The sequence below is a fragment of the Ancylomarina longa genome (assembly GCF_003996985.1).
In the GTDB taxonomy this organism is placed as follows: Bacteria; Bacteroidota; Bacteroidia; order Bacteroidales; family Marinifilaceae; genus Ancylomarina_A; species Ancylomarina_A longa.
In genome coordinates this window covers 65,493-88,890 of the sequence record NZ_RJJX01000011.1, presented here as the reverse complement: position 1 = coordinate 88,890, position 23,398 = coordinate 65,493, and the positions used below count along the sequence as shown (strand labels likewise).

The window sequence follows — 23,398 nt, the reverse complement described above, 5'->3', positions numbered from 1 at the left end:
AAAACTTTCAAACGGGATTGAATAAAACACGATCATTTCTCATTTTTTTGTATATTCGTAGCCTAATTAAGAATATTTAAATCTTTTTCGATGGCAACATTACAAAAAATAAGAAACCGTGGTGTTTTTATTGGAATCATTATTGGAGGTGCTTTACTTGCATTTATTGCTGGAGATGCCTTGAAATCCGGTGGTTCCTTATTGGCAAATTCACGAAATGAAATGGCAGAAATTGCCGGTGAATCAATTAATATTCGTGATTTCCAAAAACGATTCAATCATAGTGTTGAGGTGGCGAAACTAATGTCAGGACAATCTGCAATTCCTTCTGATCAAATTGAAAGAATGAGAGAGCAAGTTTGGCAACAAATGGTTCAGGAAATAGTGATGAATCGCGAGTACGATGAACTTGGAATATCTGTTTCTTCAGACGAATTGTTTGACATGGTTCAAGGTCGTAACATAGATCCAACAATCCGTCAATTATTCCAAAATGAAAATGGAACCGTAAATCCAGAACAAATAGTATCAACATTAAAGCAATTAATTTCAGCTCCTAATGGAACTCCACAAAAGGCTTATTGGTTAAATATTGAAGAAGCTATTAGCAACCAGAGAACTTTAACCAAATATAATTCTTTGATTCAAAAGGGACTATATATGCCTAATGCTATTGTGAAGGATTTAGCAAATAGAGGCAGCAAAAAAGTTGATTTTAACTACATTGTTAAGAGTTATAATTTAATTTCTGATAGTACAGTTACTGTTAGTAATGATGAAATTCAATCCTATTATAACGAACATCAGGATTTATTCAAGCAAACCGAATCAAGAAGAATTGACTACGTTCCTTTTTTGATTGAACCCTCAACAGAAGATTATAAAGCAACTGAAAAATGGGTTGCTGACATCAAAGGTGATTTTACTTCAGAGATCAATAACATTCAGTTTGTTGATTTAAATGGCGATACCAAATTTAATCCTTACTATTTCAAAAAAGATGAAATTAAAAATAAGGATTTACAAGAATTTAGCTTCACTGGCAAAAAAGGAGAAGTATTCGGTCCATATTTTGAAAATGAAACTTATAAATTAGCTAAAATAAGTGACATTAAAATGTTACCTGATTCTGTAAAAGCCCGTCATATTTTAATTCGCCCAATAAAGGGAGATATGAAATCTGCACAAGCAAAAGCCGATAGTTTAAAAACTTTGATTGAGAAAGGTGCAAGATTTGCAGATATAGCAAAATCTAACTCCGACGATCAAGGCTCTGCTGTAAATGGTGGGGATTTAGGCTGGTTTACACAAGGTAAAATGATTCAAGAATTTAATGATGCAGCTTTCAATTCTAAAAAGAATGAAATAAAAGTAGTGCTAACTAAATTTGGAGCTCATGTCATTCAGGTGACTAACCTTGGTAAAAAAGTTAAGAAAGTTCAACTCGCTATTATTGATAGAAAAGTAGAAGCAAGTCAGAAAACTACTCAGGCTGCTTATGCAATAGCACGTACTTTTGCCGGAAACAATCAGGATAAAGATTCCTTTTTTAAAGCTATTTCCGATCAAAAACTTCAAAGAAGAACAGCTAATTTAAAAAGAGATACGAAATTAATTCCCGGTCTTGAAAACTCCAGAGATTTAGTGAGAGCTGCTTTTAAGAACGATGAAATGGAGAGTATCCTCTTGAATAACGAGAACTCTGGTGTTTTTGAATTTGGAAATAAGTTTGTTGTTGCCATTTTATCTGATATAAAAGCTGAAGGATATGCAGCTGTTAAAGATGTAGCTTCAACGATAAAACGTGAGATTAGAAAAGATAAGAAAGCCAAATTAATAATTGCAGAACTCACAAGAGATAGCAAGGGTGCACAAAGCCTTTTGTCTGTTGCACAGAAAGAGAATCTTGAATTGAAAAATGCATCTGGAATTAGCTTTCAATCTTTCCAAATACCTGGAGCTGGAATAGAGCCTAATGTAATTAGTACTGCCTCTATCCTTGAAAAAGGGAAATTATCCTCTCCTGTAAAAGGGAATCAGGGTGTATATGTTCTTTTAGTTACCAATACCTCTGAGGATAAAGTGACTAATGAGACAATTAATGTTTACAAATCAAGACTAGAACAAGGTTATCAATATCGCACTAACTATCAATCCTATCAGGCTTTGAAAGATAATGCTAATGTTGTTGACAAAAGATATAAGTTCTTTTAGAAACTTATCGCACAAAAAAAGCGGAATGATCGAAATCATTCCGCTTTTTTTGTGTCTTTTAAATCCGTAATATTCAGGTCAAATTAAGCATTTCAACCACCAATATTTGGTTAGGATAATAACGCTTTAACTTTGTCAGAAATAGATCTTCCATCAGCTTTTCCTGCCAATTGTTTGGACGCAATTCCCATTACTTTTCCCATATCCTTCATTGATGAAGCATCTGTTTCGTTAATGATTTGCTCAATAGCTATGCTTAATTCCTGATCAGTTAATTTAGCTGGTAAATAAACCTCTAGAAAACCCATTTCGAGAAGTTCCTTATCTGCTAAATCCTCTCTTCCACCACTCTTGTATGTTTCTGCAGCATCTTTACGCTGTTTTACAAGTTTTTGGAGGATCCCAATTGCCTTAGTATCCTCAAGCTCCGTGGCTCCAGTCTTTGTCATCTCTAGCATAAAGGCAGATTTTACAGAACGAATTGCCTGCAATTTATCTTTTTCCTTAGCTTTCATCGCAGACTTAATATCTGCATTAATTTGTTCTAATAAGCTCATTATTCTATATTTAAAAAGAAAACTATTTATTGCTATTCTTCTTCATCAAGCGTAAATTTAATGACATTACCGGATTGGAATTGACTCTTTTCCAGAATTTTTTGTTTGCGTTTAAATGCGGGGATACTCTCAATCTCGTCAATCTCTGTATCTTTAAGATTCGTCAGAATAAGCTTTTGTTCGAGAATATTTTGTGAATCATTTTGCTCCTCTTTTAAATTTAATCTGCTTTGATTCGAAATATTATTTTGAACCCTTCTCGCCTGAAATGTACTTTTAGATGGATCGTCTTCTGAAATATTACCATTATCAAAGCCAGTGGCAATTATTGTAACAGATACTTTATCATTCAAAGCAGTATCTTGTCCTGTTCCCCATATAATTGAAGCACTATCGCCAACGGCCTCCTGCACGTAATCAGTAATTTGACCAACCTCATCCATTGTCACCTCTTCCCCACCCGAGGTAATATTCAATAAAATATTTCGAGCTCCCCTCACATCATTACTATTTAGCAATGGAGATGTAAGTGCCTCCTTAATTGCATTGACTGCACGATTTTCTCCTTCGGCGTTTGCAGATCCCATTACTGCTACACCACTATCTGTCATGACAGTTTTAACATCCTCAAAATCGACGTTAATATAACCATGCAATGTTATAATTTCAGCAATACCCTTGGCGGCGGTAGATAGAACATCATCCGCTTTGGAAAAAGCTGATGATAATTTTAAATCACCATATATCTCACTCAACTTTTCATTGTTAATTACCAAAAGAGAGTCTACATTTTCCTTCAAGCGATTAATTCCCTCAAAAGCCTGCTTTAATCTCTGTCGCCCTTCGAATCGGAAAGGAATAGTAACAATTCCAACAGTTAGTACACCTAAATCCTTTGCAGCTTTTGCAATTACCGGGGCGGCGCCAGTGCCTGTTCCTCCACCCATTCCGGCAGTAATGAATACCATCTTAGTGTTTTCTGCCAACAACTCGTTTATATCCTCAAGATTCTCGATTGCAGATTGCTCACCTCTTTCGGGTTTATTTCCAGCTCCACGACCTTCTGTCAAGGACTCTCCCAATTGAATTTTAACAGGCACCATGCTATTCTCAAGAGCCTGAGCATCGGTATTACAGATCACAAAATCCACATCCTTAATACCCTTTTGATACATATAATTAACCGCATTACCACCACCACCACCTACTCCAATTACCTTAATAATTGATGATTCATTTTCCGGTAAGCTAAAATCAATTAAATCTTCAGTCATTTAATTTATAAATTATAAGTCTGTTTGTAACTTTTAAGATAAATTTATTCGTTATATTCAGCAGTTGTTCTTCTTATGAAGCACCAAACTTTATAGGATGATATTACATTGAGGTATCTTTACTATCGAAAATTTGGGTGAATTTATCTTTAAACCAAGAATCCAAACTGTTCTTTTTTTCATCTTCCACCATTTCCTCAGAATGATATTCCTTCTCAGTTTCCTGGTAAATTTCCTTTTTTGGTTCCATGATAGTCTCCTCTTTAGAAATTTCCGATCTCTTTCTCATTAATTCTTCCCTTTTCTGTCTCTCCTCTCTCTTCTTGGCAGCAGCCATACCTTCTACTTCTGCAGGATTTTCTATAATCAATTCAAGTTCCGGTACATTTTCATTTTGACTTTTTCCAAGTTGAATATTCAAATCCGGAATTGGATTTTCGGAAAATCCAGTTGCAATAATCGTTACGCTCAATTCATCGCCTAATTTATCACTATTACCATTACCCCAAATAATACTTACCTCATCACCAACAACGTCATGCACATAGTCTGTTATTTGACTCACTTCTTGCATGGTTACTTCGTCTTTTCCAGAGATAATATTTAAAAGTATATTACGTGCTCCACAAATATTATTGCTATTAAGTAATGGAGAAGTAAGCGCTTCTTCAATCGCACGAATCGATCTATCCTCACCTGCAGCAGAGGCGGACCCCATTACAGCAACTCCACTATTCCTCATAACAGTTTCAACATCTGCAAAGTCAACATTTACATAACCATGAACCGTAATAATTTCCGCAATACTCTTTGCTGCAATGGATAAGACATCATCGGCTTTCGAGAAAGCATCCGATAACTTCAGATCACCATACATCATTCGCAACTTTTCGTTGTTTATAATCAGTAAAGCATCAACATGTTTTTCTAAATTTGAAATTCCTTCCAATGCCTGTTCTATTCTCTTTTTGCCTTCAAATCGAAAAGGTATAGTCACGATTCCTACGGTGAGAACTCCTTGTTCTCTAGCTGCTTCAGCAATTATTGGTGCTGCTCCAGTACCTGTTCCACCACCCATTCCTGCAGTCACAAATACCATTTTAGTCTTCTGGCTAAGTACTTTATTAATTTCCTCTATACTCTCTATTGCAGATTCTCTTCCACGCTCTGGCTTATTTCCAGCTCCACGACCTTCCGTCAATGATCTGCCAAGTTGCACTTTTATTGGTACAGCACTATTTTCAAGAGCTTGTGAATCTGTATTACAAATTACGAAGTCGACTCCAGTAATACCTTCTTTTAACATGTGATTAACAGCGTTTCCACCACCACCACCTACTCCAATTACTTTAATAATGGATTTCTCTTTAGGTTCAAAATCAACCGGTAATAATTCGTCAATCATGATGTCACAGTTATTAGGGTTAAACTAATTCTACATTTCCATATCTTTAGTATCAAATATAGCTTCCAAAACTCCTCTCCATCCCTTCTTCTTTGTAATTTTCTTATTGCTAATATTTGATTCTGCTTTGTTGCTTTTTGGGTTATTTACACCTTGTAACAACAATCCAATGGCAGTTGAATACATGGGTAAATCTAATGATTCATCCAATATTATTTTAGACGAAAGACCTGGATAACCAATCCTTACGTCTAGACCAGTCTGTTCTTTTGTCAATACGTCTAAATTCTTCAATAATGCACCGCCTCCTGTAAGTACAATACCAGCTCCAATTTTTTCGTGGAGACCAGTAATTTCGATCTGAAAATTAACGTTATCGATAATTTCTTCCATACGGCATTGAATTATTTGTGCAATCGTATTGAAGGAAATTTCTTTAGGGTCCCAACCTCCAATGCTAGGAATTGTAACCACTTTTTCCTCTGAGGCTATATCTGAAACTGCTTCACCAAACTGAGTTTTAAGGGCCTCTGCCTGTTTTATTAAAATAGAACAACCTTCCTTAATATCTCTGGTTACAATATCACCACCAAAAGGAATTACCGCAGTATGTCGCAATACCCCATCAAAATAAACTGTTATATCAGTAGTGCCACCGCCAATATCAACTAAAACAACTCCAGCCTCTTTCTCCTCCTCTGTCAGAACCGCAAGCGAAGATGCTAATGGTTCCAATACTAATTCCTCAATACTTAGTCCTACTTCCTTAACACATTTCTCTATGTTACGAGCCGAAGCTGTTCTACCAATAATCACATTAAAGTTGCCATCGAGTCTTCTTCCGGACATCCCTATGGGATTTCTAATTCCAGCCTCTTTATCAACAACATAATCCTGAGGAATAACATGAAGGATTTGCTCGCCAACCTCAATCGGAAGACGGAAATTCTCATTCAGTATCTCCTCTACATCCAACTTAGAAATTTCATTAATATCGTTTTGAATATATTTAAATTGCCTGTGTTTTAAACTTCGAATGTGCTGACCAGCTATTCCTACATACACTAGATCTATTTTTTCATCAGAATTATTCTGCAAACGATTCACAACTTCCCTAATCGCTTTAATCGTATCCTCAATACAATGAATTACCCCTCTTTTAACACCTTTAGAAGGAGTTTTTTCCATTCCAACCACTTTCAACTTGCCTTCTGAAGTAACCGAACCTAAGATGGCAACGATTTTAGTTGTCCCTATATCTATTGCAGCAATTCTGTTATTATTCCCCATCATTCTACTTCTTTTTTGTACAAACGACCTGATTCTCGTACTTTAAATTTATTCGATTGTACTTATTCCATCCAGTTTTTGAAAAACCTTCGGTATACAAAGCGTATAATTTCTTAAATTTTCTTTTATAATGATCAATTCCACCGAAATCAATTTTTTGAGCCCCCACTCTTGGTATCAAGATATATTCCCGATTATTATTCACATAAATTTGCGTAATCTGTGACTTCCAAAATTCATCATTAATAATAAAATTAACTAGCTCGTAAAGCTCTTCTTTTATCAATTGATCTGTAACAACCCCTGAAACCACCAAAACTCGTGATGTAAATTTATTAGACAGTGGCATTTTATTTCCCTCCATATCCAAATAGTATCCCTTAGCACTCAAAATTCGAACAATTGGCTTTCGTTGTTGAATGTCAATGACTAATTTTCCATTTAGAGCATGATAAACCTCTGCCTTTTTCACAAATGGTATTTTATCTATATTATCCTCTAAAACCTCCTTATTAATATTTAAAATTGATTCCCCTTTCCATCGCGGATATTTCTTTTTTATTATTTTTTCCACATCTGATTCACTCACAAAACCACTATTCAAACTATCTACCACATTAACTTTAATATCTGTGTAGGTAAGTTGGTTTTTCTTCTCTGTCACAAACGAAAAGCTTACCATCAAATATCCAATGATTAGTACCCAAAGTAATATATTCGTGATTTTTTTCAACATTTTATTTTCTCAATCAGCATGTTTTTAATTGGATGAACCATTTTATCTATATCTCCTGCACCTAAAGTTAACAAAACTTCAATCTCCTTTTTCTTTAAGATATCTAATAATTGATCCTTAGAACACAATTGAGCAGGAATTTTTAATTTATCGAATATTATCTCTGATGTAATTCCAGGAATAGGCAATTCCCTAGCAGGATAAATATCCAATAAAATCACCTCATCCAATAAATTTAAACTCTCCGCAAAACCATTTGCAAAATCTCGGGTTCGACTAAAGAGATGCGGTTGAAATATTCCAGTAATCTTTTGGGTTGGATAAATACTCCTCACTGAAGAAATACTCTCCTGCAACTCTTTAGGATGATGTGCATAATCATCAATAAAAACTAAATTGTCTTCTCTTATTTGATAATCGAATCTTCTGCGTACACCACAAAAAGAGGCAAGTGCCTTCCTTAATTCATTTTCTTCTACTCCACTAAGAATTGCAATGCTAGAAGCAGCAATAGCATTTTCCACATTTATTTTTCCTGGATAAGAAAATTTCAGTCCTCTCATTATCCCATTCGGATAAACCAAATCAAATTGATAAAATCCATCAACCAATAATAGATTGCAGGCATAAAAATCAGCTTTTTCTGTTAAAGCATAAGTAAAGGTAGGAAGCTCTTTGTGCGGAATATGAAGACCTTTTTTATGCACTAATATTCCTCCCTCTTTAATTTGATCAACAAATGTGTAAAAGCTTTTCTCTAACTCGGATTTCTCACCATAAATATCTAAATGATCTGCGTCCATAGAGGTTATCAATGCAAGCTTGGGATGTAACTGCAAAAATGAACGATCAAACTCATCTGCTTCTAAAATCACCCATGGACTATGCTTTGATAGTAACAGATTTGATTGGTAATTTCTGGAGATTCCACCTAAAAAAGCATTACAATCCAACTTTGATGTTTTAAAAATATGTGCTGTTAAAGTGGAGACTGTTGTTTTCCCATGTGTTCCGGCAATGCCAATGCCATTTAAACCATCCGATAAAAGACCTAAAACCCGAGAGCGTTTAACGACATAATATCCATTATTCATAAAGAAGCGCAATTGTTGATTGTCTTTTGGAATTGCAGGTGTATAAACCACCAAAGTATTCTCTTTAGAATTGAAATTCTTAGGTATCTGATCAATATCATCATTAAATGTAATCCCTATTCCCTCAGCATTTAGTTCATCTGTAAGTTGTGTCTTAGTTTTGTCGTATCCAAACACAGTTTTACTATTGTAATAGAAGTAACGCGCAATAGCACTCATTCCTATCCCACCAATTCCAATGAAGTAAATATTTTTAAATTCCTCTATCCTCATAATTTATATCATAGCTAGAATTTGTTCTGCAATATCTGTTGCGGCATTAGGTTTAGCCAAGGCCTTGCTGCTAGATGCCAACTCGGTCAATTTCTTAAAATCATTCACGAGATACAATGCCTGATTTATCAAGTCATTTTCTGCATCAGCATCTTTAACCATTACTGCCGCCCTTTTATCGACCAAAGCCATTGCATTCTTAGTTTGATGATCCTCTGAAACATTTGGAGATGGAACTAAAATACACGGTTTACCGACCAAGCAAAGTTCTGATATCGTTCCTGCACCAGCTCTTGAGATCACCAGATCTGAAGCTGCATAAGCTAAATCCATATGACTCAAGAAAGCATGAACTCTCATATCAGGCATATCCCAATTTTCCAATTCCTTTTTTATACTATCAAAATAATATTTACCTGTTTGCCAGATAAACTGAACACCAGATTCCCCTATTTTGGAGAAAGAATTTATCACGCTATTATTTATAGTTCTGGCTCCTAGACTTCCCCCTACAATAAGAATAGTTTTTTTATTAGGATCTAAACCAAAGTAATATATTGCTTCTTCTTTTTTAGAAAAAATATCAACTAAATCATTTCTAACAGGATTACCTGTTAGTAATATTTTTTTGGGGGGAAAAAATCGATCCATCCCTTCATAAGCAACACAAATTTTATGTGCTTTTTTCGACAACAATTTATTCGTAATTCCAGCATAAGAATTTTGTTCCTGAATGATAGCAGGAACTCCTAATCTTGAAGCAATATATAATAAAGGTCCACTAGCATATCCACCAACGCCAACCACAACATCGGGCTGAAAATCTTTTACAATTCTCTTTGCCATGCTTAAGCTCTTCATTAATCGGGGAAGAAATTTCAAATTCTCCATCGAAAAGTTTCTTTGCAAACCTCTTATTGGAAGACCTATAATTTTATAACCAGCAGCAGGAACTTTTTCCATTTCCATTTTCCCCTCAGCACCTACAAAAAGAATTTCACAATTAGAATAATTCTCTTTTAATGCATTCGCTATAGAAATTGCTGGGTAAATATGACCTCCAGTTCCTCCACCACTAACTATTATTTTTATCTTTTTCTTCATTCAATCTTTTTTCTTCTTCGTTTGCCCAGTTACTTACACTTAAAATCATACCAAATGCGGCACTTGTAAAGATAAGAGATGTACCTCCCATACTTACCAATGGCAAAGGTTGTCCGGTTACCGGTATTAAATTAATAGAAACCGCCATATTAGTTAAAGCCTGAAATACAATACTTAAAGTTAAACCTATCACTAAAAAAGCCGGAAAAGTTCTATTGCATTTTCTCACAATTAATCCTGCCCTATACATTAAAAAGAGATAGAATAATAAAATAGTAAAGCCTCCAAACCAACCTAATTCCTCCAGAATAATTGCATAAATAAAATCTGAATATGGATGAGGTAAAAAATTGCGCTGAGTACTATTCCCTGGCCCTTTCCCAAATATTCCGCCAGAAACAACAGCTATTTTAGCCTGTTCTACTTGATAATTTTGATTATTCCCTACCTTAGTTTCATTCTTATCGAAAAAATTCACAATTCGACTACGAACAGTTTGAACACGTCCAATACTAGGTAACATAGGAGCAAGGACAATTAATAGTATTACTAAACCCAAAACAACACCAACAGTACCAAGCATATATTTTCTTGCAAGTCTGCCAATAAACATCAGTAGGTAACATACTCCTCCCAATAGAACAGAAGTAGAGAAATCATCCATAAAAATTAATATGCAGACAATTCCAACAGGTATAATAATTTTTAAAAAGGCTTCATTTTTACATCCTTTATCTGATTGGTATCTTGATAAAGTTCTCGACACATGAAGTATCAGTGCCAGCTTAGCTAGTTCTGATGGCTGAAAATTAAATCCAATCCCAGGAATTGTAATCCATCTGGATGCGTCATTCAGGTTTGTACCTACAAATTTAGCCAGAATCAACAATCCTATAGAAACAATAAGAACAACATTAGCAGAGCTGGAATAAACAAAATAAGGAAGTTTATGAACTACATAAATAATACAGAAGCATCCCCCCAACAAGATTAACTGTTTGATGAAAAAATAGGATGTATTTCCTCCTTTTACCTTGTAGGCAAGTGTACCTGTAGAACTATAAACTACAAGTAAGGATATTAATGATAATAGTAATATAATAATCCATATCACCTTATCCCCTTTTAAATTCAACTTTCTTAATAATCCTCCCATGAACTTGTATGTTTACAAATTTCTCACCTCTTCCTTAAATTGATTTCCCCTATCCTCGTAGTTTTTGAATAAATCGAAACTAGCACAAGCTGGAGATAATAGTACTATACCGTCTTTATTCGCTATGTTATAAGCTTTTGTAACAGCTTCCTTCATAGAATTCGCATCAACAATATTTGCCACTTTTCCATCAAAAGCATCATGAATTTTCTTATTATCTATACCTAGGCATACAATACCCTTTACTTTCTCGTCAACCAAGTCGAATAGTACAGTATAATCATTCCCCTTATCGACTCCACCCACAATCCAAACTACGGGTTCCTCCATACTCTCCAATGCGTACCATGTTGAATTAATATTGGTGGCTTTTGAATCGTTGATAAATTGAATACCTCTAACTTTTACCACCTTTTCGAGACGATGATTTACTCCTTGAAAATCACTTAAACTTTCACGAATGGTTTCTTTACGAATTTGTAATACACTTCCTGCAATTCCGGATGCCAAAGAGTTGTATATGTTATGTATTCCGGGTAAAGATAAATCCTTCTTATCCATAGAAAAGTTATATTCGTTATAATGAATTTTTAATGTTTCGTTATCTAACCATCCTCCATTATTAAGCTTTTGCTTTACAGAGAAAGGGTATAACTGAAATGGAGTACTACGTTCTGTCATTTGTTGTTGAATAATCTCATCGTCGCAACAGAAAATAAATGCATCACTCACTGTGAGATTTTGAATAATTCTAAACTTGGAACTGATGTAGTTTTCCATTTTATACTCATATCGATCTAAATGATCTGGCGTTATATTCATTAGAATTGCAATGTCGGCCTTAAAATCATACATACCATCCAACTGGAAACTGCTTAATTCCACTACATAATGAGTGAAATCCTTTTCTGCTACCTGCCACGCCAAACTACTACCAACATTACCAGCCAACCCAACATTTACACCGGCTCTCTTTAATAAATGATATAATAGCAGAGTTGTAGTTGTCTTTCCATTACTACCTGTAATACATATCATTTTCGCAGTAGAGTATCTTCCTGCAAATTCAATTTCAGAAACAATTGGAATATTATGCTCCTTCAATTTTGAAATTATTGGAGCTTTTTCAGGTATTCCTGGACTTTTGATTATTTCATCTGCAGAGAGAATAATGTCTTCACTATGTTGCTTTTCCTCAAAGGGGATTTGGTAATCCATTAAAACCTTTTTATACCTCTCATCAATTTCTCCAAAATCAGAAACAAACACATCGAAAGCTTTACTTTTAGCTAACACTGCTGAGCCAACGCCACTTTCTCCAGCTCCTAATATGACAATTTTTCTAGCCATAAATTCCTATCTGATTTTTAAGGTTACAATGGTGATCACCGCAAGAAAAATTCCAATAATCCAAAAACGGGTTACAATTTTTGGCTCCGGATATCCCTTCATTTGATAATGATGATGTAATGGAGCCATCTTAAAAATTCTTCTTCCTTCTCCATATTTCTTTCTAGTGAATTTAAACCAGGAAACCTGCATCATCACCGAAATATTTTCAACTAAAAAGATTCCGCACAATATCGGAATCAATAATTCCTTGTGAATAATTATGGCAAAAACAGCTATGATCCCCCCAAGGGAGAGACTACCAGTATCCCCCATAAAAACTTGTGCCGGATAAGAATTATACCACATAAATCCAATAGTCGCACCTATAAAGGCGGCAACAAACACTACTAATTCACCGGAATTTGGAATGTACATAATACTCAAATAATCAGAATAAACAACATGACCTGAAACGTAGGCTAACATCCCTAGTGTTGCCCCAATAATAGCAGAAGAACCCGTCGCTAATCCATCCAATCCATCGGTTATATTAGCCCCATTAGAAACGGCTGTAACAATAAATATTGTTATAATTATGAATACCAACCAAGCTAATTTAGAAGAGTATTTTCCTGCAAAACCAACCAAAGAAGCATAATCAAATTCATTATTTTTAAAAAAAGGAATAGTGGTTTTAGTCGACTTAACATCATTGGTCAATCTAGTACTACCTGGATTTTCAACCGTAAAACCTTCATCGACAAGTTCCGTTCGAGTTCCAATTTCATTCATATCAGCTTTTTCTCGAATTACAACATCATCGCTAATATAAAGAGTCAATCCAACAATTAATCCCAAACCAATTTGTCCAGCAACTTTAAAGCGCCCTTTTAATCCTTCTTTATCTTTCTTAAATACCTTGATATAATCATCTATAAAACCAATTAGCCCAAGCCATATGGTCGTAATTATCATCAAAATGATATAAGTATTTTCAAGTTTCGCAAACAATAAAACAGGAACAATGATGGAGATAATAATAATAATTCCACCCATTGTTGGAGTTCCCTTTTTTTCTAACTGACCAGCTAATCCAAGATCTCTAACAATCTCACCAATTTGTTGTTTTTGCAACATCAAAATGATTTTTTTACCAAAGACGGTTGCAATAAATAAGGAGGCCATAATTGCCAGTGCTGCTCTAAAAGAGATGTAATCAAACATTCCGGCACCAGGAAAATCTAACTGATTTAAATATCTAAACAAATAATAAAACATAGCTACAGCTTAAAAATTTCACGTATAATTTCTTTATCATCAAAATGATGTTTCACTCCTTTAATTTCCTGATAATCTTCGTGACCTTTACCTGCCACAAGTACAATATCATCTTTTTGTGCCAACATACATGCAGTTCTTATCGCTTCCTTTCTGTCAGTTATGCATAGCACTTTCCTTAAATCATTAAATATCACTCCTGCTTTCATTTCCGAAATAATTAATTCGGGATCTTCGGATCTTGGATTATCAGAAGTCAGAATTACTTTATCACTATATTCCGCAGCAATTTTTGCCATCAAAGGACGTTTCTTTTTATCTCTATTCCCTCCCGCACCAACAACAGTTATCACCTGTTCATTTTTAGTACGTAAGGCGTCGATGGAATCCAGTACATTTTTCAAAGCATCTGGTGTATGAGCATAATCCACAATTGCCATAATTCCCTCAGGAGAAATAATACTTTCGAATCGTCCTGCAACTGAAATCAGTTCACTTATTCCTTTAAGCACTTCCTCCTTTGACTGGTTCAGCAATCTGGCTGTAGCATATACAGCAAGCAAATTATGTGCATTAAAATCACCAATAAAATTGGTCCAGATTTCAACACCATCCATCTCCAATAGCATGCCAGTAAAATGCTTTTCCAATACTTGACATCGAAAATCAGCAAAAGAACGAGTCGAATAGGAAAATTTGTGAGCTTTGGTATTCTGCAACATGAGCTTTCCGTTTTTATCATCCACATTTGTGACTACAAAAGACTTTTTATCTAAATCATCAAAAAAGTTCTTTTTCACCTTCAAATAAGCATCAAAAGTTTTATGATAATCTAAATGATCGTGTGTTATATTCGTAAATATTCCACCTTTAAAATGTAAGGATGTAGTTCTATTCTGATCAATAGCATGAGAACTTACTTCCATAAAACAATATTCACACCCAGCTGCTACCATCTCGGAAAGTAACAAATTGATTTGCATCGGATCCGGAGTAGTATGGGTGGCTGCAATTTTTTTATCATCTACATAATTGCATACCGTTGAAAGTAATCCAACTTTATATCCTAATTTCCTGAACAATTGATACAATAAGGTAGCAATAGTTGTTTTTCCATTCGTTCCGGTCACCCCCACTAGTTGAATGTTTTTACTCGGTAGAGCATAATAATTACTAGCCAATTGTGAAAGAGCTAAAAGAGAATTCTCCACGAGAATGTAAGAAATTTCGGAACTAGTCTCTTCGGGTAATTCTTCACATACCACTACTCTTGCTCCTTGTTCTATCGATTCTCTGATATAATTATGACCATCACTAAGTGTTCCTCGGCAAGCCACAAACAAATCTCCATCCGCCACCTTTCTAGAATCAAATTGGATATTTTGAATTTCAACATCCCAAAATCCCTTAATGCTTTGTATATTGACTGAACTAAAGAGTTCATTGATATTTTTGCTCATCTTATATCTTTTTAAGATAATCCTATAGTTATTCTATCTCCCTTTTTAAAATAAGCTCCAGGTCTTATCGATTGACTATTAACTGCACCAATACCTCGAACCGTGACTTTAAGTCCTGCATTCTCCAAAATATATAATGCATCCTGAATCCCCATTCCTTTCACATTTGGCACTAAATATTTTTTAACTCTCCGATATTTATATTCGATTATAGAATCTTTTCTTGATGTCATTACCCATCGAGATGGAATTTCTTTATTTACTACTACAAAATTCAATGCGTCAAAAACTTCATCCAAGTCTTTTTTATTTCCATTTAGAGATAAGGGAACTTTCGGTTCTGATTGATCCTTCCTATCTTTTACAGGATGCATAGAATAAGTCATTGCATAAACCTTATCCGCAATAGTTTTAAAAACTGGTCCTGCCACTTGATTTCCATAAAACCCTTTCGTTTTATTTGGACGATTAATAACAACAATACACGAATACATAGGGTCATCAGCAGGAAAATAACCAACAAAGGACGCCTGATAAACTTTATGAGCATATCCTTTATTGTTATCAGCTATTTGGGCTGTGCCAGTTTTTCCGGCTATTTTATAACTCGTATTCCTTAGATTTCGAGCTGTACCGCGTAAAACAACCCCTTCCAACATATTCTTTACTAATTTTAAAGTCTCGGATGAGCAAATCTTCGATTTCAACACTTCTGTATCAAATCGCTGAATTACATCGCCATGATATTGCAATTCTTTCACAAAACGAGGCTTCATCATTTTACCATTATTTGCGATAGCATTATAAAAAGTCAAGGTTTGCAAAGGGGTTTGCTTTACCGAATAACCAATTGACATCCATGGCAAGGAAACACCAGACCAGGTTGGATCATCGGGATATTTAATTTCAGGTATACCTTCTCCTCTAATATCTAAACCCAGTGTCTCATTCAAACGAAAATCGTATAATCTATTAATGAACGATCGTGGTTTATTTTTATAATGCTCATACACTAATTTTGAAATACCAACATTGGATGATTTTTCAAAGGCCTCTTGTACAGTAATTTTCCCAAAACCTCCATAATGAGAATCTCTCATTTTTTCCTTATAATAACTGTAAATACCATTCCCGGTATCTATTGAATCCATCGGACCCACATAGCCGTCTTCAAGCAAAGCCATTACTGAGGCTAATTTAAAAGTAGATCCTGGTTCTGTTGCTTCACCAATAGCGTAATTATAAATTTCTCTATACGTTTTAGTTTCGCTATCAAACCCCAAATTGGCGATAGCCTTGATGGCTCCTGTTTTCACCTCCATTAATATCGCAGAACCATGATCTGCATTATATTTTATCAATTGTTGATGTAATGCAGATTCAGCAACATCCTGAAAATTAACATCTATCGTTGTAATCAGATCATTCCCATCTTTTGGATCCACCATATTCACCGGCAACCACCGACCAGACATTTTTTGCATCAAACTGATACCATCAATACCCTTTAATTCACTTTCAAACGCACCTTCTATTCCCACTTTACCAACATGTCGTTTTCCTTCCCCCTCTAACAAATACCCTATTGTCCTTGTTGCCAAATCAATATGCGGTTGTACCCTTTTGTTTTCCTGCTCACAAATTAATCCACCTTTATTTTTCCCCATTCGAAATAATGGAAATTTTTTAATTTGCTTCAGTTCATTATAATTAATTCTACGGCGATTAATTAAAACATACCGATTTGACTTTGTATGATACTTTGCGTTCCATAATTTATTACGGTATTCTCTTGCAGATTTGTCTTTAAAGAATCGCGAAAGTTTCAGCGCTAAAGAATCTACATTTGCTCTAAATACAGCATCTGACAAGCCCGATGCCCTAAAGTCCATTCGAATTTGATAATATGGCAAAGAACTTGCTAACAAACGACCATCATCAGCGCAGATATCTCCTCTATTGGCATGAACGACAACATCGCGTTGCGAAATAGTTTGGGCTTTACTTCTCCATTTGTCACCTTCGAATAATTGCAATACTACCACCCGAACCACTACAAGTATTGCAATCAGCAAAACCATAATGTAGATCGCCCCAACACGCCATATGATATCTTTCTTAATGGGCATTATTCGTCTATATATATTTTCACAGGAGGTTCTGTTGACTCAATCAAATCCAAACCGTCCTTTTTTACCCGTTTTACTACTTCCGACTGTTTGCTCATGTACATCAAATCAGAAGCTGTTGTTATCGATTCAAATCGAAGATCCTTCAGTTCCTTTTGCAGGGTAACCATATCTCTGTAAACTCTTTCAGAATGATAACGATTACTGATATAAAAAATCCCCAACCCTACCAAAAAAAGCACAAATGGCAATTGCTGAACAACTGCCGTTTTGGTTAAGATACTTCCGTCAATAAAATCTTTTATCGATCCCGATGGAGTTTCCTTCAGCTCCTCACTAGGTTTTATAAAATCATTATATTTCTTTCCAAACTTGAACATCTTTTAATGAGATTTGGGTTTTGCAATCCGAAGTTTTGCACTTCTGGCTCTTCCGTTTCGTTCTATTTCCTCATCAGAAGGAATAATTAGCTTTCGATTCACCGCCTCTAATGGCGTCTGGATGTTTCCAAAAAAATCCTTACTCGCTCCACCTTCAAATTTTCCATCGCGTATATAATTTTTCACTAAACGATCCTCTAAGGAATGATAAGTTATAACAACCAGTCTTCCATCAGGTTTAAGGACATCAGATGCCTGCATCAACATTTCTCTTAAAACCTCCATCTCCTGATTCACTTCTATTCGCAAAGCTTGAAAAACCTGCGCCAAATATTTGTGATCCTTAAATTTAGGAACACAAGGTGCAATCACCTCCTTAAACTGCTGAATTGTAGTTATTTTATTGGATTTTCTATACTCATCAATCAATTTCACCAATCGTCCCGGATTTTTTACTTCCCCATAGAGCTTAAAAATGCGGAACAAATCCTCCACAGCATATTGATTTAAAACGTCCGCAGCAGTAAAATCAGAACTTTGATTCATTCTCATATCCAAATCCCCATCAAATCGAAAGGAAAATCCACGTTCTGCAACATCAAATTCATGCGAGGAAACACCAAGGTCAGCTAAAATACCATCCACTTTATCAAAGCCAAGATATCTTAAGAAGTTCTTATAATACCGAAAATTATGACGCACAAATATAAATTTATCATCTTTTGGCACATTAGCTTCAGCATCCTCATCCTGATCAAACCCAACCAATTTACCACTAGTTAATCTCTTTAATATCTCACGGGAATGTCCTCCTCCTCCAAAAGTCAGATCCACATAAACGCCATCTGATTTTATATCCAACCCTTCCAAACTCTCCTTCAACAAAACGGGTATGTGATAATCACTATTCATCCTCATATATTTTTAATGAATCTTTTTAATTTGAAAAAAAAACTTAGTCTTCCTCTGGTTTGCCACCCAATATCTCGTTGGCTAAGTCACTAAATCCTTCCTCACTCCAGGCTACTTGTTGATAACTCTTTTCATCCCATATTTCAATTTTCCCATCCTGTCCTGCCAATATTATATCTTTGGAAAATCCAGCAAAATCAAAAAACTTTTTGGGAATTAATATTCGTCCATTACTATCAATTTGCACTTCTGCTGTACCTCTAAAAAACTCTCGTAAAAATCCTGCATGAGTTTTATCAAATGGATTCAGTTTTGATCTAACAATTTGGGTTTGTCGTTCCCATTCCACCAATGGATATAAATCCAGACATTTTTCATATAGATTTTTTCGCAATACACAACGATGTTCAGAATCTCCATTAAGGAGTTTTCGGAAGGCAGAAGGCAATATTACGCGTCCTTTTGCATCCAATTTGCAATTATAATCACCTATAAACGTTGTCATTAATAAAATCTATTTACAATTGTAAAATTAGAGAAAAAATCACCCACTTTCAACCACACTCACCCACTTTTATACTATTGTTAATAACTTTTCACAATTGAAACAAGTAATTATAAGTCAGACAATTTGATTACTCCTTAAAATGAGAACAAACAAGCAAGAAAATTGCGATATTTGCATCAGAATTTACAGTAAATTGATAATTTAGAAATTGAACAGAAACCTTCTCAAACTATAACACAAATAGGCTTAACAGCATCAATTAACATTGGTAGATTTTTTCAATTACTCTCTATGTGTATATTAAATTAAAACCGTTCGAATTTTATGCAAAAACAAAATGTGCCCGAGTTTTTAAAAATTGATATAGAAAAAGTATTTGCTGGTAAGAGTGAAAAACTTGCAAAGTTATTACCAAATTTCATTATTCGTTACCTGAAAAGAATAATTCATCAGGATGAACTGAATGATTTTTTATCAAGGAATCATCATAAACAAGGAATTGAGTTTGCTGATAGTGTTTTGGAAGAATTAGATATATCTTTTAAAATCGAGGGGCTGGAAAATATCAACAAAGAAGATCGATATTTATTTGCTTCTAATCATCCATTAGGTGGACCTGATGGCATTATATTGATAAGTATTTTTGGTAAGATTTATCCAGAAATTAAATTCTTGGTTAACGACATATTGATGAATATCAGGAATTTATCAGATGTATTTATCCCGATCAACAAACATGGTGGACAAGCTAAAGAAGCTGCTTTAAAATTGGAAAAAGCTTACAAATCAGATGCTGCGATATTGACCTTTCCTGCTGGTTTAGTATCCCGCAAGCAAAAAGGAAAAATTGAAGACCTAGATTGGAAAAAAAGTTTCATTGCCAAATCCGTTAAGCACCAACGGAATATTGTACCGATTCATATTGATGGAAGAAATTCAGATTTTTTCTACAATTTGGCTAACCTTAGAAAATTCTTTGGATTAAAATCAAATTTGGAAATGTTATATTTGCCAAACGAATTATTCAAACAACGGGGTAAAACATTTACAGTTCGGATTGGAAAGCCCATTTCATACCAAACATTTGACAAAAGCTATAGTAAATGGGCTGAAAAAATGAAAAAAGAAACTTATAAGCTAGTTAATCAATAAATAAATGTTGATTTGTCAAAAACTTTCGGATAACAACTCATACTATCTATAAAGTAAGTATTTTCGTAAGCTATTATAATCAAAATAAAAGTCAAGCAATTAATAATCCTTTACTTGTAGGAGTTTAACACCATTAATGATGAAAGATATTATACCTCCAGTATCTAGAGAAGCACTTGAAAAGGAGCTAACAGAAGAAAGATTTGTACGCAAAACAAACAAGGGATCCAATGAAATATACTGCTTCACCCATCATAATTCTCCAAATTTAATGAGGGAAGTAGGCCGATTGCGTGAAATTACCTTTAGAAAAGCTGGTGGAGGAACAGGAAAAGAAATCGATATCGATAAATTCGACACAAATGAGAAACCCTATCATCAGCTAATTGTATGGGATCCAAAAGCGAAAGAAATACTCGGGGGATATCGTTACATCCTATGCAGTGAATCTCCTGTCGATAAAAATGGCGATACTTATCTTGCAACCTCAAGACTGTTTAATTTTTCAGATGATTTCAAGAAAAACTACATGCCTCATATGATTGAATTGGGGCGTTCTTTTGTTCAACCAGAATATCAATCAATCCGAAAAGGTAGGAAAAGCCTATATGCTTTGGATAATCTTTGGGATGGACTAGGTTCTTTAATCGTTGACTACCCGGAAATAAAGTACTTTTTTGGAAAAGTAACTATGTATCCCCATTTCAATCGTGATGCCAGAAATCACATATTATATTTCATGAATATGATGTTTCAGGATAAAGATAAAATGGCATGGCCTGTTACTCCTCTCGAAACTAACATGGATGTTGAGCAAATGAACCATGATTTCTGTGGAGCAACCTTTGATGAAAATTATAAGATATTATCGCAAAATGTGAGAAAAAATGGCCAGAATATTCCACCACTCATTAATGCTTATATGGGACTTTCTCCAACTATGAAATGTTTTGGAACAGCAATCAATACTCATTTTGGAAACGTAGAAGAAACAGGGATCATGATTACCATTGCTGACGTTTACGAGAACAAAAAAGATAGGCATATCTCATCATATCTATCCTTTTTAAATATTAAATTACCTAAAACGAAATTGAAAATATTCAAAAAAAAATAATTTGATTCCAAATTGAAATTCCATCAAAATTATTGACAAAGAAAAACCCGCTTAATTCAAGCGGGTTTCTTTATTTTGTTTAATTATTGTGAATTAATATGCTCTTTTATCCCTACCTTCAACATAATTAATAAATGAAGTGTTCACCACTTTATTTCCCCCAGGAGTAGGGTAATTGCCAGTAAAATACCAATCTCCATTATTTTCAGGACAAGCTTCATGCAGATTTTCTATGGATTGATACACAATTTCAACTTCAGCATCCATCTTCGATGGTGTTAAAAGAATTGCTATTTTACAAGAGATTTGATCTGCAGTGAAAGGCTTATAAATCTCCTTCACATAATTAACCATCTCTTCTTTAGGAAGATTTTCCTGAGCTTTACATTTCTTGTAAGTTTCCTCAATTAAATTCTCCATGCCATTTTCTTTAAGCAAAGCAATGGTTGCATTAAAAGCAATAAATTCACTCATACGTGTCATATCTATTCCATAACAATCCGGGTAACGAATCTGAGGTGCGGAAGATACAATCACAATTTTTTTAGGATGCAGCCTATCCAAAATACGCAATATACTTTGCTTTAAAGTCGTCCCACGCACAATAGAATCATCGATAACTACCAGATTATCTTCTTGGTTTTTTACGATACCATAAGTAACATCATAAACATGACCAACTAAATCATCTCTACCTTCATCATTGGTGATGAAGGTGCGCATTTTCACATCCTTAATAGCAATTTTTTCAACACGCGGCTCAACAGAAATAATTTCCTGCAATTTTTCCTCCGTCCAATTACCATTAAGCTCATGTATTTTTCGCTTTTTCTCCTCCATAAGATGTAATCTCACACCTTCCATCATTCCATAAAAAGCCGTTTCTGCAGTATTAGGTATAAATGAAAAAACTGTATTTTGAACATCATAATCAATGATATTCAAAATCGAAGGAGTTAATAATTCCCCCAACTTCTTTCTTTCTTTATAAATATCCTTGTCACTTCCTCTCGAAAAATAAATCCGTTCAAACGAACAGGATCTTCTTTTTTGAGGTACTCGAATAGGCAATTCTTCAACTGTTCCATTCTTTTTAATCACGACAGCATTTCCCGGAGAAATTTCTTTAACATCCTTTGCTCTAACATTTAAAGCTGTCTGAATTACAGGTCTTTCTGAGGCTACGACTACAATCTCATCATCCTGATAATAAAATGCTGGACGAATCCCCCAAGGATCCCGCATAGCGAAGGCATCACCATGTCCGAATAATCCGGCCACAGCATAACCTCCATCCCAGGATCTACTTGCATTTGAAAGAATCTTTTGAATTTCAATATTTTCCTCAATTAGAGGGGAAATTTCCTTATTTGAATAACCATCATTCTTATATTGACGAAAAAGCATTTGATTCTCTTCATCCAGATAATGGCCTACTTTCTCCAATATGGTTACTGTATCTGTATAATCTTTAGGATGCTGTCCCAAATCGACTAACAAGTTAAATAATTCATCAACATTTGTTAGATTAAAATTACCAGCCATAACCAAATTCCTGGATTTCCAGTTATTTTCCCTCATTACCGGATGAACAAAATCAATGCTATTACGTCCAAAAGTACCGTATCTTAGATGGCCCAAATACAATTCCCCGGCAAAAGGCAAATTCTTTTTAGCCCAATTCGCATCATTAAAATTTTCAATATTTTCTCTTTCAGCGATTTTATATTCCCCATAAATGCGGTCAAAAACTTCTTTTATTGGCTGATCGCCATTGGATCTATGGCGGTGAATATATTTCTCACCTGGTTTCTGATCCAATTTCATGCCTACAACCCCGGCTCCTTCTTGTCCTCTGTTATGCTGTTTTTCCATTAACAGATAGAGCTTTTGAATACCATATCTCCAGGATCCATATTTTTCCTGGTAGTACTCAAGAGGTTTTAGCAATCGAATCATTGCTATACCACACTCATGCTTTAACTGATCACTCATTATTAAATTCTTAAATGGTTATTTAGTATGTA

General features: G+C 34.7%; 19 protein-coding genes. 3 read left to right on the top strand and 16 right to left on the bottom strand.

The window, feature by feature from the left end:
• Window positions 1-90: 90 nt before the first annotated feature.
• A complete protein-coding gene (locus DLK05_RS09765) occupies window positions 91-2,214 on the top strand; it encodes a peptidylprolyl isomerase (protein ID WP_127343821.1) in 2,124 nt (707 codons plus the stop codon).
• Between the two features lie 110 nt (window positions 2,215-2,324).
• Here DLK05_RS09765 and DLK05_RS09760 read toward each other — a convergent pair whose 3' ends face one another.
• The 15 genes from DLK05_RS09760 to mraZ form a co-directional block, all read right to left on the bottom strand.
• Entirely contained in the window at window positions 2,325-2,771 is a 447-nt protein-coding gene (locus DLK05_RS09760) for a GatB/YqeY domain-containing protein (RefSeq protein WP_127343820.1), read from the bottom strand.
• 32 nt (window positions 2,772-2,803) lie between these two features.
• Window positions 2,804-4,045, bottom strand: coding sequence for a cell division protein FtsZ (ftsZ, locus tag DLK05_RS09755; protein WP_127343819.1), 1,242 nt, complete (start codon window positions 4,043-4,045; stop codon window positions 2,804-2,806).
• A 103-nt stretch (window positions 4,046-4,148) separates the two neighbouring features.
• The gene (ftsZ, locus tag DLK05_RS09750; RefSeq protein ID WP_127343818.1) at window positions 4,149-5,450 is read right to left on the bottom strand and encodes a cell division protein FtsZ; all 1,302 of its coding nucleotides are present in this window, start codon (window positions 5,448-5,450) and stop codon (window positions 4,149-4,151) included.
• Window positions 5,451-5,480: 30 nt separating this feature from the next.
• Window positions 5,481-6,740, bottom strand: coding sequence for a cell division protein FtsA (gene ftsA, locus DLK05_RS09745; RefSeq protein ID WP_209319817.1), 1,260 nt, complete (start codon window positions 6,738-6,740; stop codon window positions 5,481-5,483).
• Window positions 6,741-6,744: 4 nt separating this feature from the next.
• Window positions 6,745-7,476: a cell division protein FtsQ/DivIB gene (locus DLK05_RS09740; protein ID WP_127343816.1), complete on the bottom strand. Its 732-nt coding sequence runs from the start codon at window positions 7,474-7,476 to the stop codon at window positions 6,745-6,747.
• On the bottom strand, window positions 7,470-8,843 hold the full coding sequence (gene murC / locus DLK05_RS09735; protein WP_127343815.1) for a UDP-N-acetylmuramate--L-alanine ligase: 1,374 nt from the start codon (window positions 8,841-8,843) through the stop codon (window positions 7,470-7,472). The genes DLK05_RS09740 and murC overlap by 7 nt, the downstream gene beginning before the upstream one ends.
• 3 nt (window positions 8,844-8,846) lie before the next feature.
• Complete coding sequence (murG, locus tag DLK05_RS09730; RefSeq protein ID WP_127343814.1) at window positions 8,847-9,947, bottom strand: undecaprenyldiphospho-muramoylpentapeptide beta-N-acetylglucosaminyltransferase; 1,101 nt, start codon at window positions 9,945-9,947, stop codon at window positions 8,847-8,849.
• Window positions 9,919-11,103: an FtsW/RodA/SpoVE family cell cycle protein gene (locus tag DLK05_RS09725; RefSeq protein ID WP_127343813.1), complete on the bottom strand. Its 1,185-nt coding sequence runs from the start codon at window positions 11,101-11,103 to the stop codon at window positions 9,919-9,921. Before DLK05_RS09725 ends, murG begins: the two co-directional genes overlap by 29 nt.
• Before the next feature lie 12 nt (window positions 11,104-11,115).
• On the bottom strand, window positions 11,116-12,453 hold the full coding sequence (murD, locus tag DLK05_RS09720; RefSeq protein WP_127343812.1) for a UDP-N-acetylmuramoyl-L-alanine--D-glutamate ligase: 1,338 nt from the start codon (window positions 12,451-12,453) through the stop codon (window positions 11,116-11,118).
• A gap of 6 nt (window positions 12,454-12,459) precedes the next feature.
• Window positions 12,460-13,713, bottom strand: a complete 1,254-nt coding sequence (mraY, locus tag DLK05_RS09715) for a phospho-N-acetylmuramoyl-pentapeptide-transferase (RefSeq protein ID WP_127343811.1) — start codon at window positions 13,711-13,713, stop codon at window positions 12,460-12,462.
• 2 nt (window positions 13,714-13,715) lie between these two features.
• A complete protein-coding gene (locus DLK05_RS09710) occupies window positions 13,716-15,173 on the bottom strand; it encodes a UDP-N-acetylmuramoyl-L-alanyl-D-glutamate--2,6-diaminopimelate ligase (protein WP_127343810.1) in 1,458 nt (485 codons plus the stop codon).
• Window positions 15,174-15,184: 11 nt separating this feature from the next.
• Window positions 15,185-17,302: a PASTA domain-containing penicillin-binding protein gene (locus tag DLK05_RS09705; protein WP_127343809.1), complete on the bottom strand. Its 2,118-nt coding sequence runs from the start codon at window positions 17,300-17,302 to the stop codon at window positions 15,185-15,187.
• Window positions 17,302-17,682, bottom strand: coding sequence for an FtsL-like putative cell division protein (locus DLK05_RS09700; RefSeq protein ID WP_127343808.1), 381 nt, complete (start codon window positions 17,680-17,682; stop codon window positions 17,302-17,304). The genes DLK05_RS09705 and DLK05_RS09700 overlap by 1 nt, the downstream gene beginning before the upstream one ends.
• A gap of 3 nt (window positions 17,683-17,685) precedes the next feature.
• Window positions 17,686-18,594 carry a 16S rRNA (cytosine(1402)-N(4))-methyltransferase RsmH gene (gene rsmH, locus DLK05_RS09695; RefSeq protein WP_209319816.1) on the bottom strand — a complete coding sequence of 303 codons (909 nt, stop codon included), beginning with the start codon at window positions 18,592-18,594 and terminating at the stop codon, window positions 17,686-17,688.
• Between the two features lie 43 nt (window positions 18,595-18,637).
• A complete protein-coding gene (gene mraZ, locus DLK05_RS09690) occupies window positions 18,638-19,099 on the bottom strand; it encodes a division/cell wall cluster transcriptional repressor MraZ (protein ID WP_127343806.1) in 462 nt (153 codons plus the stop codon).
• A gap of 327 nt (window positions 19,100-19,426) precedes the next feature.
• Between mraZ and glsA the strand changes: the two genes are divergently transcribed.
• Entirely contained in the window at window positions 19,427-20,254 is an 828-nt protein-coding gene (gene glsA / locus DLK05_RS09685; protein ID WP_127343805.1) for a lyso-glycine lipid O-acyltransferase GlsA, read from the top strand.
• A 139-nt stretch (window positions 20,255-20,393) separates the two neighbouring features.
• A complete protein-coding gene (glsB, locus tag DLK05_RS09680) occupies window positions 20,394-21,371 on the top strand; it encodes a glycine N(alpha)-acyltransferase GlsB (protein ID WP_127343804.1) in 978 nt (325 codons plus the stop codon).
• A 93-nt stretch (window positions 21,372-21,464) separates the two neighbouring features.
• Here glsB and DLK05_RS09675 read toward each other — a convergent pair whose 3' ends face one another.
• Window positions 21,465-23,366: an amidophosphoribosyltransferase gene (locus tag DLK05_RS09675; RefSeq protein ID WP_127343803.1), complete on the bottom strand. Its 1,902-nt coding sequence runs from the start codon at window positions 23,364-23,366 to the stop codon at window positions 21,465-21,467.
• Window positions 23,367-23,398: the final 32 nt, after the last annotated feature.

Bases quoted from the DNA above. Each gene is read 5' to 3' on its own strand.
- DLK05_RS09765 (WP_127343821.1), top strand. From the start codon at position 91: ATGGCAACATTACAAAAAATAAGAAACCGTGGTGTTTTTATTGGAATC.
- DLK05_RS09760 (WP_127343820.1), bottom strand. From the start codon at position 2,771: ATGAGCTTATTAGAACAAATTAATGCAGATATTAAGTCTGCGATGAAA.
- ftsZ (WP_127343819.1), bottom strand. From the start codon at position 4,045: ATGACTGAAGATTTAATTGATTTTAGCTTACCGGAAAATGAATCATCA.
- ftsZ (WP_127343818.1), bottom strand. From the start codon at position 5,450: ATGATTGACGAATTATTACCGGTTGATTTTGAACCTAAAGAGAAATCC.
- ftsA (WP_209319817.1), bottom strand. From the start codon at position 6,740: ATGGGGAATAATAACAGAATTGCTGCAATAGATATAGGGACAACTAAA.
- DLK05_RS09740 (WP_127343816.1), bottom strand. From the start codon at position 7,476: ATGTTGAAAAAAATCACGAATATATTACTTTGGGTACTAATCATTGGA.
- murC (WP_127343815.1), bottom strand. From the start codon at position 8,843: ATGAGGATAGAGGAATTTAAAAATATTTACTTCATTGGAATTGGTGGG.
- murG (WP_127343814.1), bottom strand. From the start codon at position 9,947: ATGAAGAAAAAGATAAAAATAATAGTTAGTGGTGGAGGAACTGGAGGT.
- DLK05_RS09725 (WP_127343813.1), bottom strand. From the start codon at position 11,103: ATGGGAGGATTATTAAGAAAGTTGAATTTAAAAGGGGATAAGGTGATA.
- murD (WP_127343812.1), bottom strand. From the start codon at position 12,453: ATGGCTAGAAAAATTGTCATATTAGGAGCTGGAGAAAGTGGCGTTGGC.
- mraY (WP_127343811.1), bottom strand. From the start codon at position 13,713: ATGTTTTATTATTTGTTTAGATATTTAAATCAGTTAGATTTTCCTGGT.
- DLK05_RS09710 (WP_127343810.1), bottom strand. From the start codon at position 15,173: ATGAGCAAAAATATCAATGAACTCTTTAGTTCAGTCAATATACAAAGC.
- DLK05_RS09705 (WP_127343809.1), bottom strand. From the start codon at position 17,302: ATGCCCATTAAGAAAGATATCATATGGCGTGTTGGGGCGATCTACATT.
- DLK05_RS09700 (WP_127343808.1), bottom strand. From the start codon at position 17,682: ATGTTCAAGTTTGGAAAGAAATATAATGATTTTATAAAACCTAGTGAG.
- rsmH (WP_209319816.1), bottom strand. From the start codon at position 18,594: ATGAATAGTGATTATCACATACCCGTTTTGTTGAAGGAGAGTTTGGAA.
- mraZ (WP_127343806.1), bottom strand. From the start codon at position 19,099: ATGACAACGTTTATAGGTGATTATAATTGCAAATTGGATGCAAAAGGA.
- glsA (WP_127343805.1), top strand. From the start codon at position 19,427: ATGCAAAAACAAAATGTGCCCGAGTTTTTAAAAATTGATATAGAAAAA.
- glsB (WP_127343804.1), top strand. From the start codon at position 20,394: ATGAAAGATATTATACCTCCAGTATCTAGAGAAGCACTTGAAAAGGAG.
- DLK05_RS09675 (WP_127343803.1), bottom strand. From the start codon at position 23,366: ATGAGTGATCAGTTAAAGCATGAGTGTGGTATAGCAATGATTCGATTG.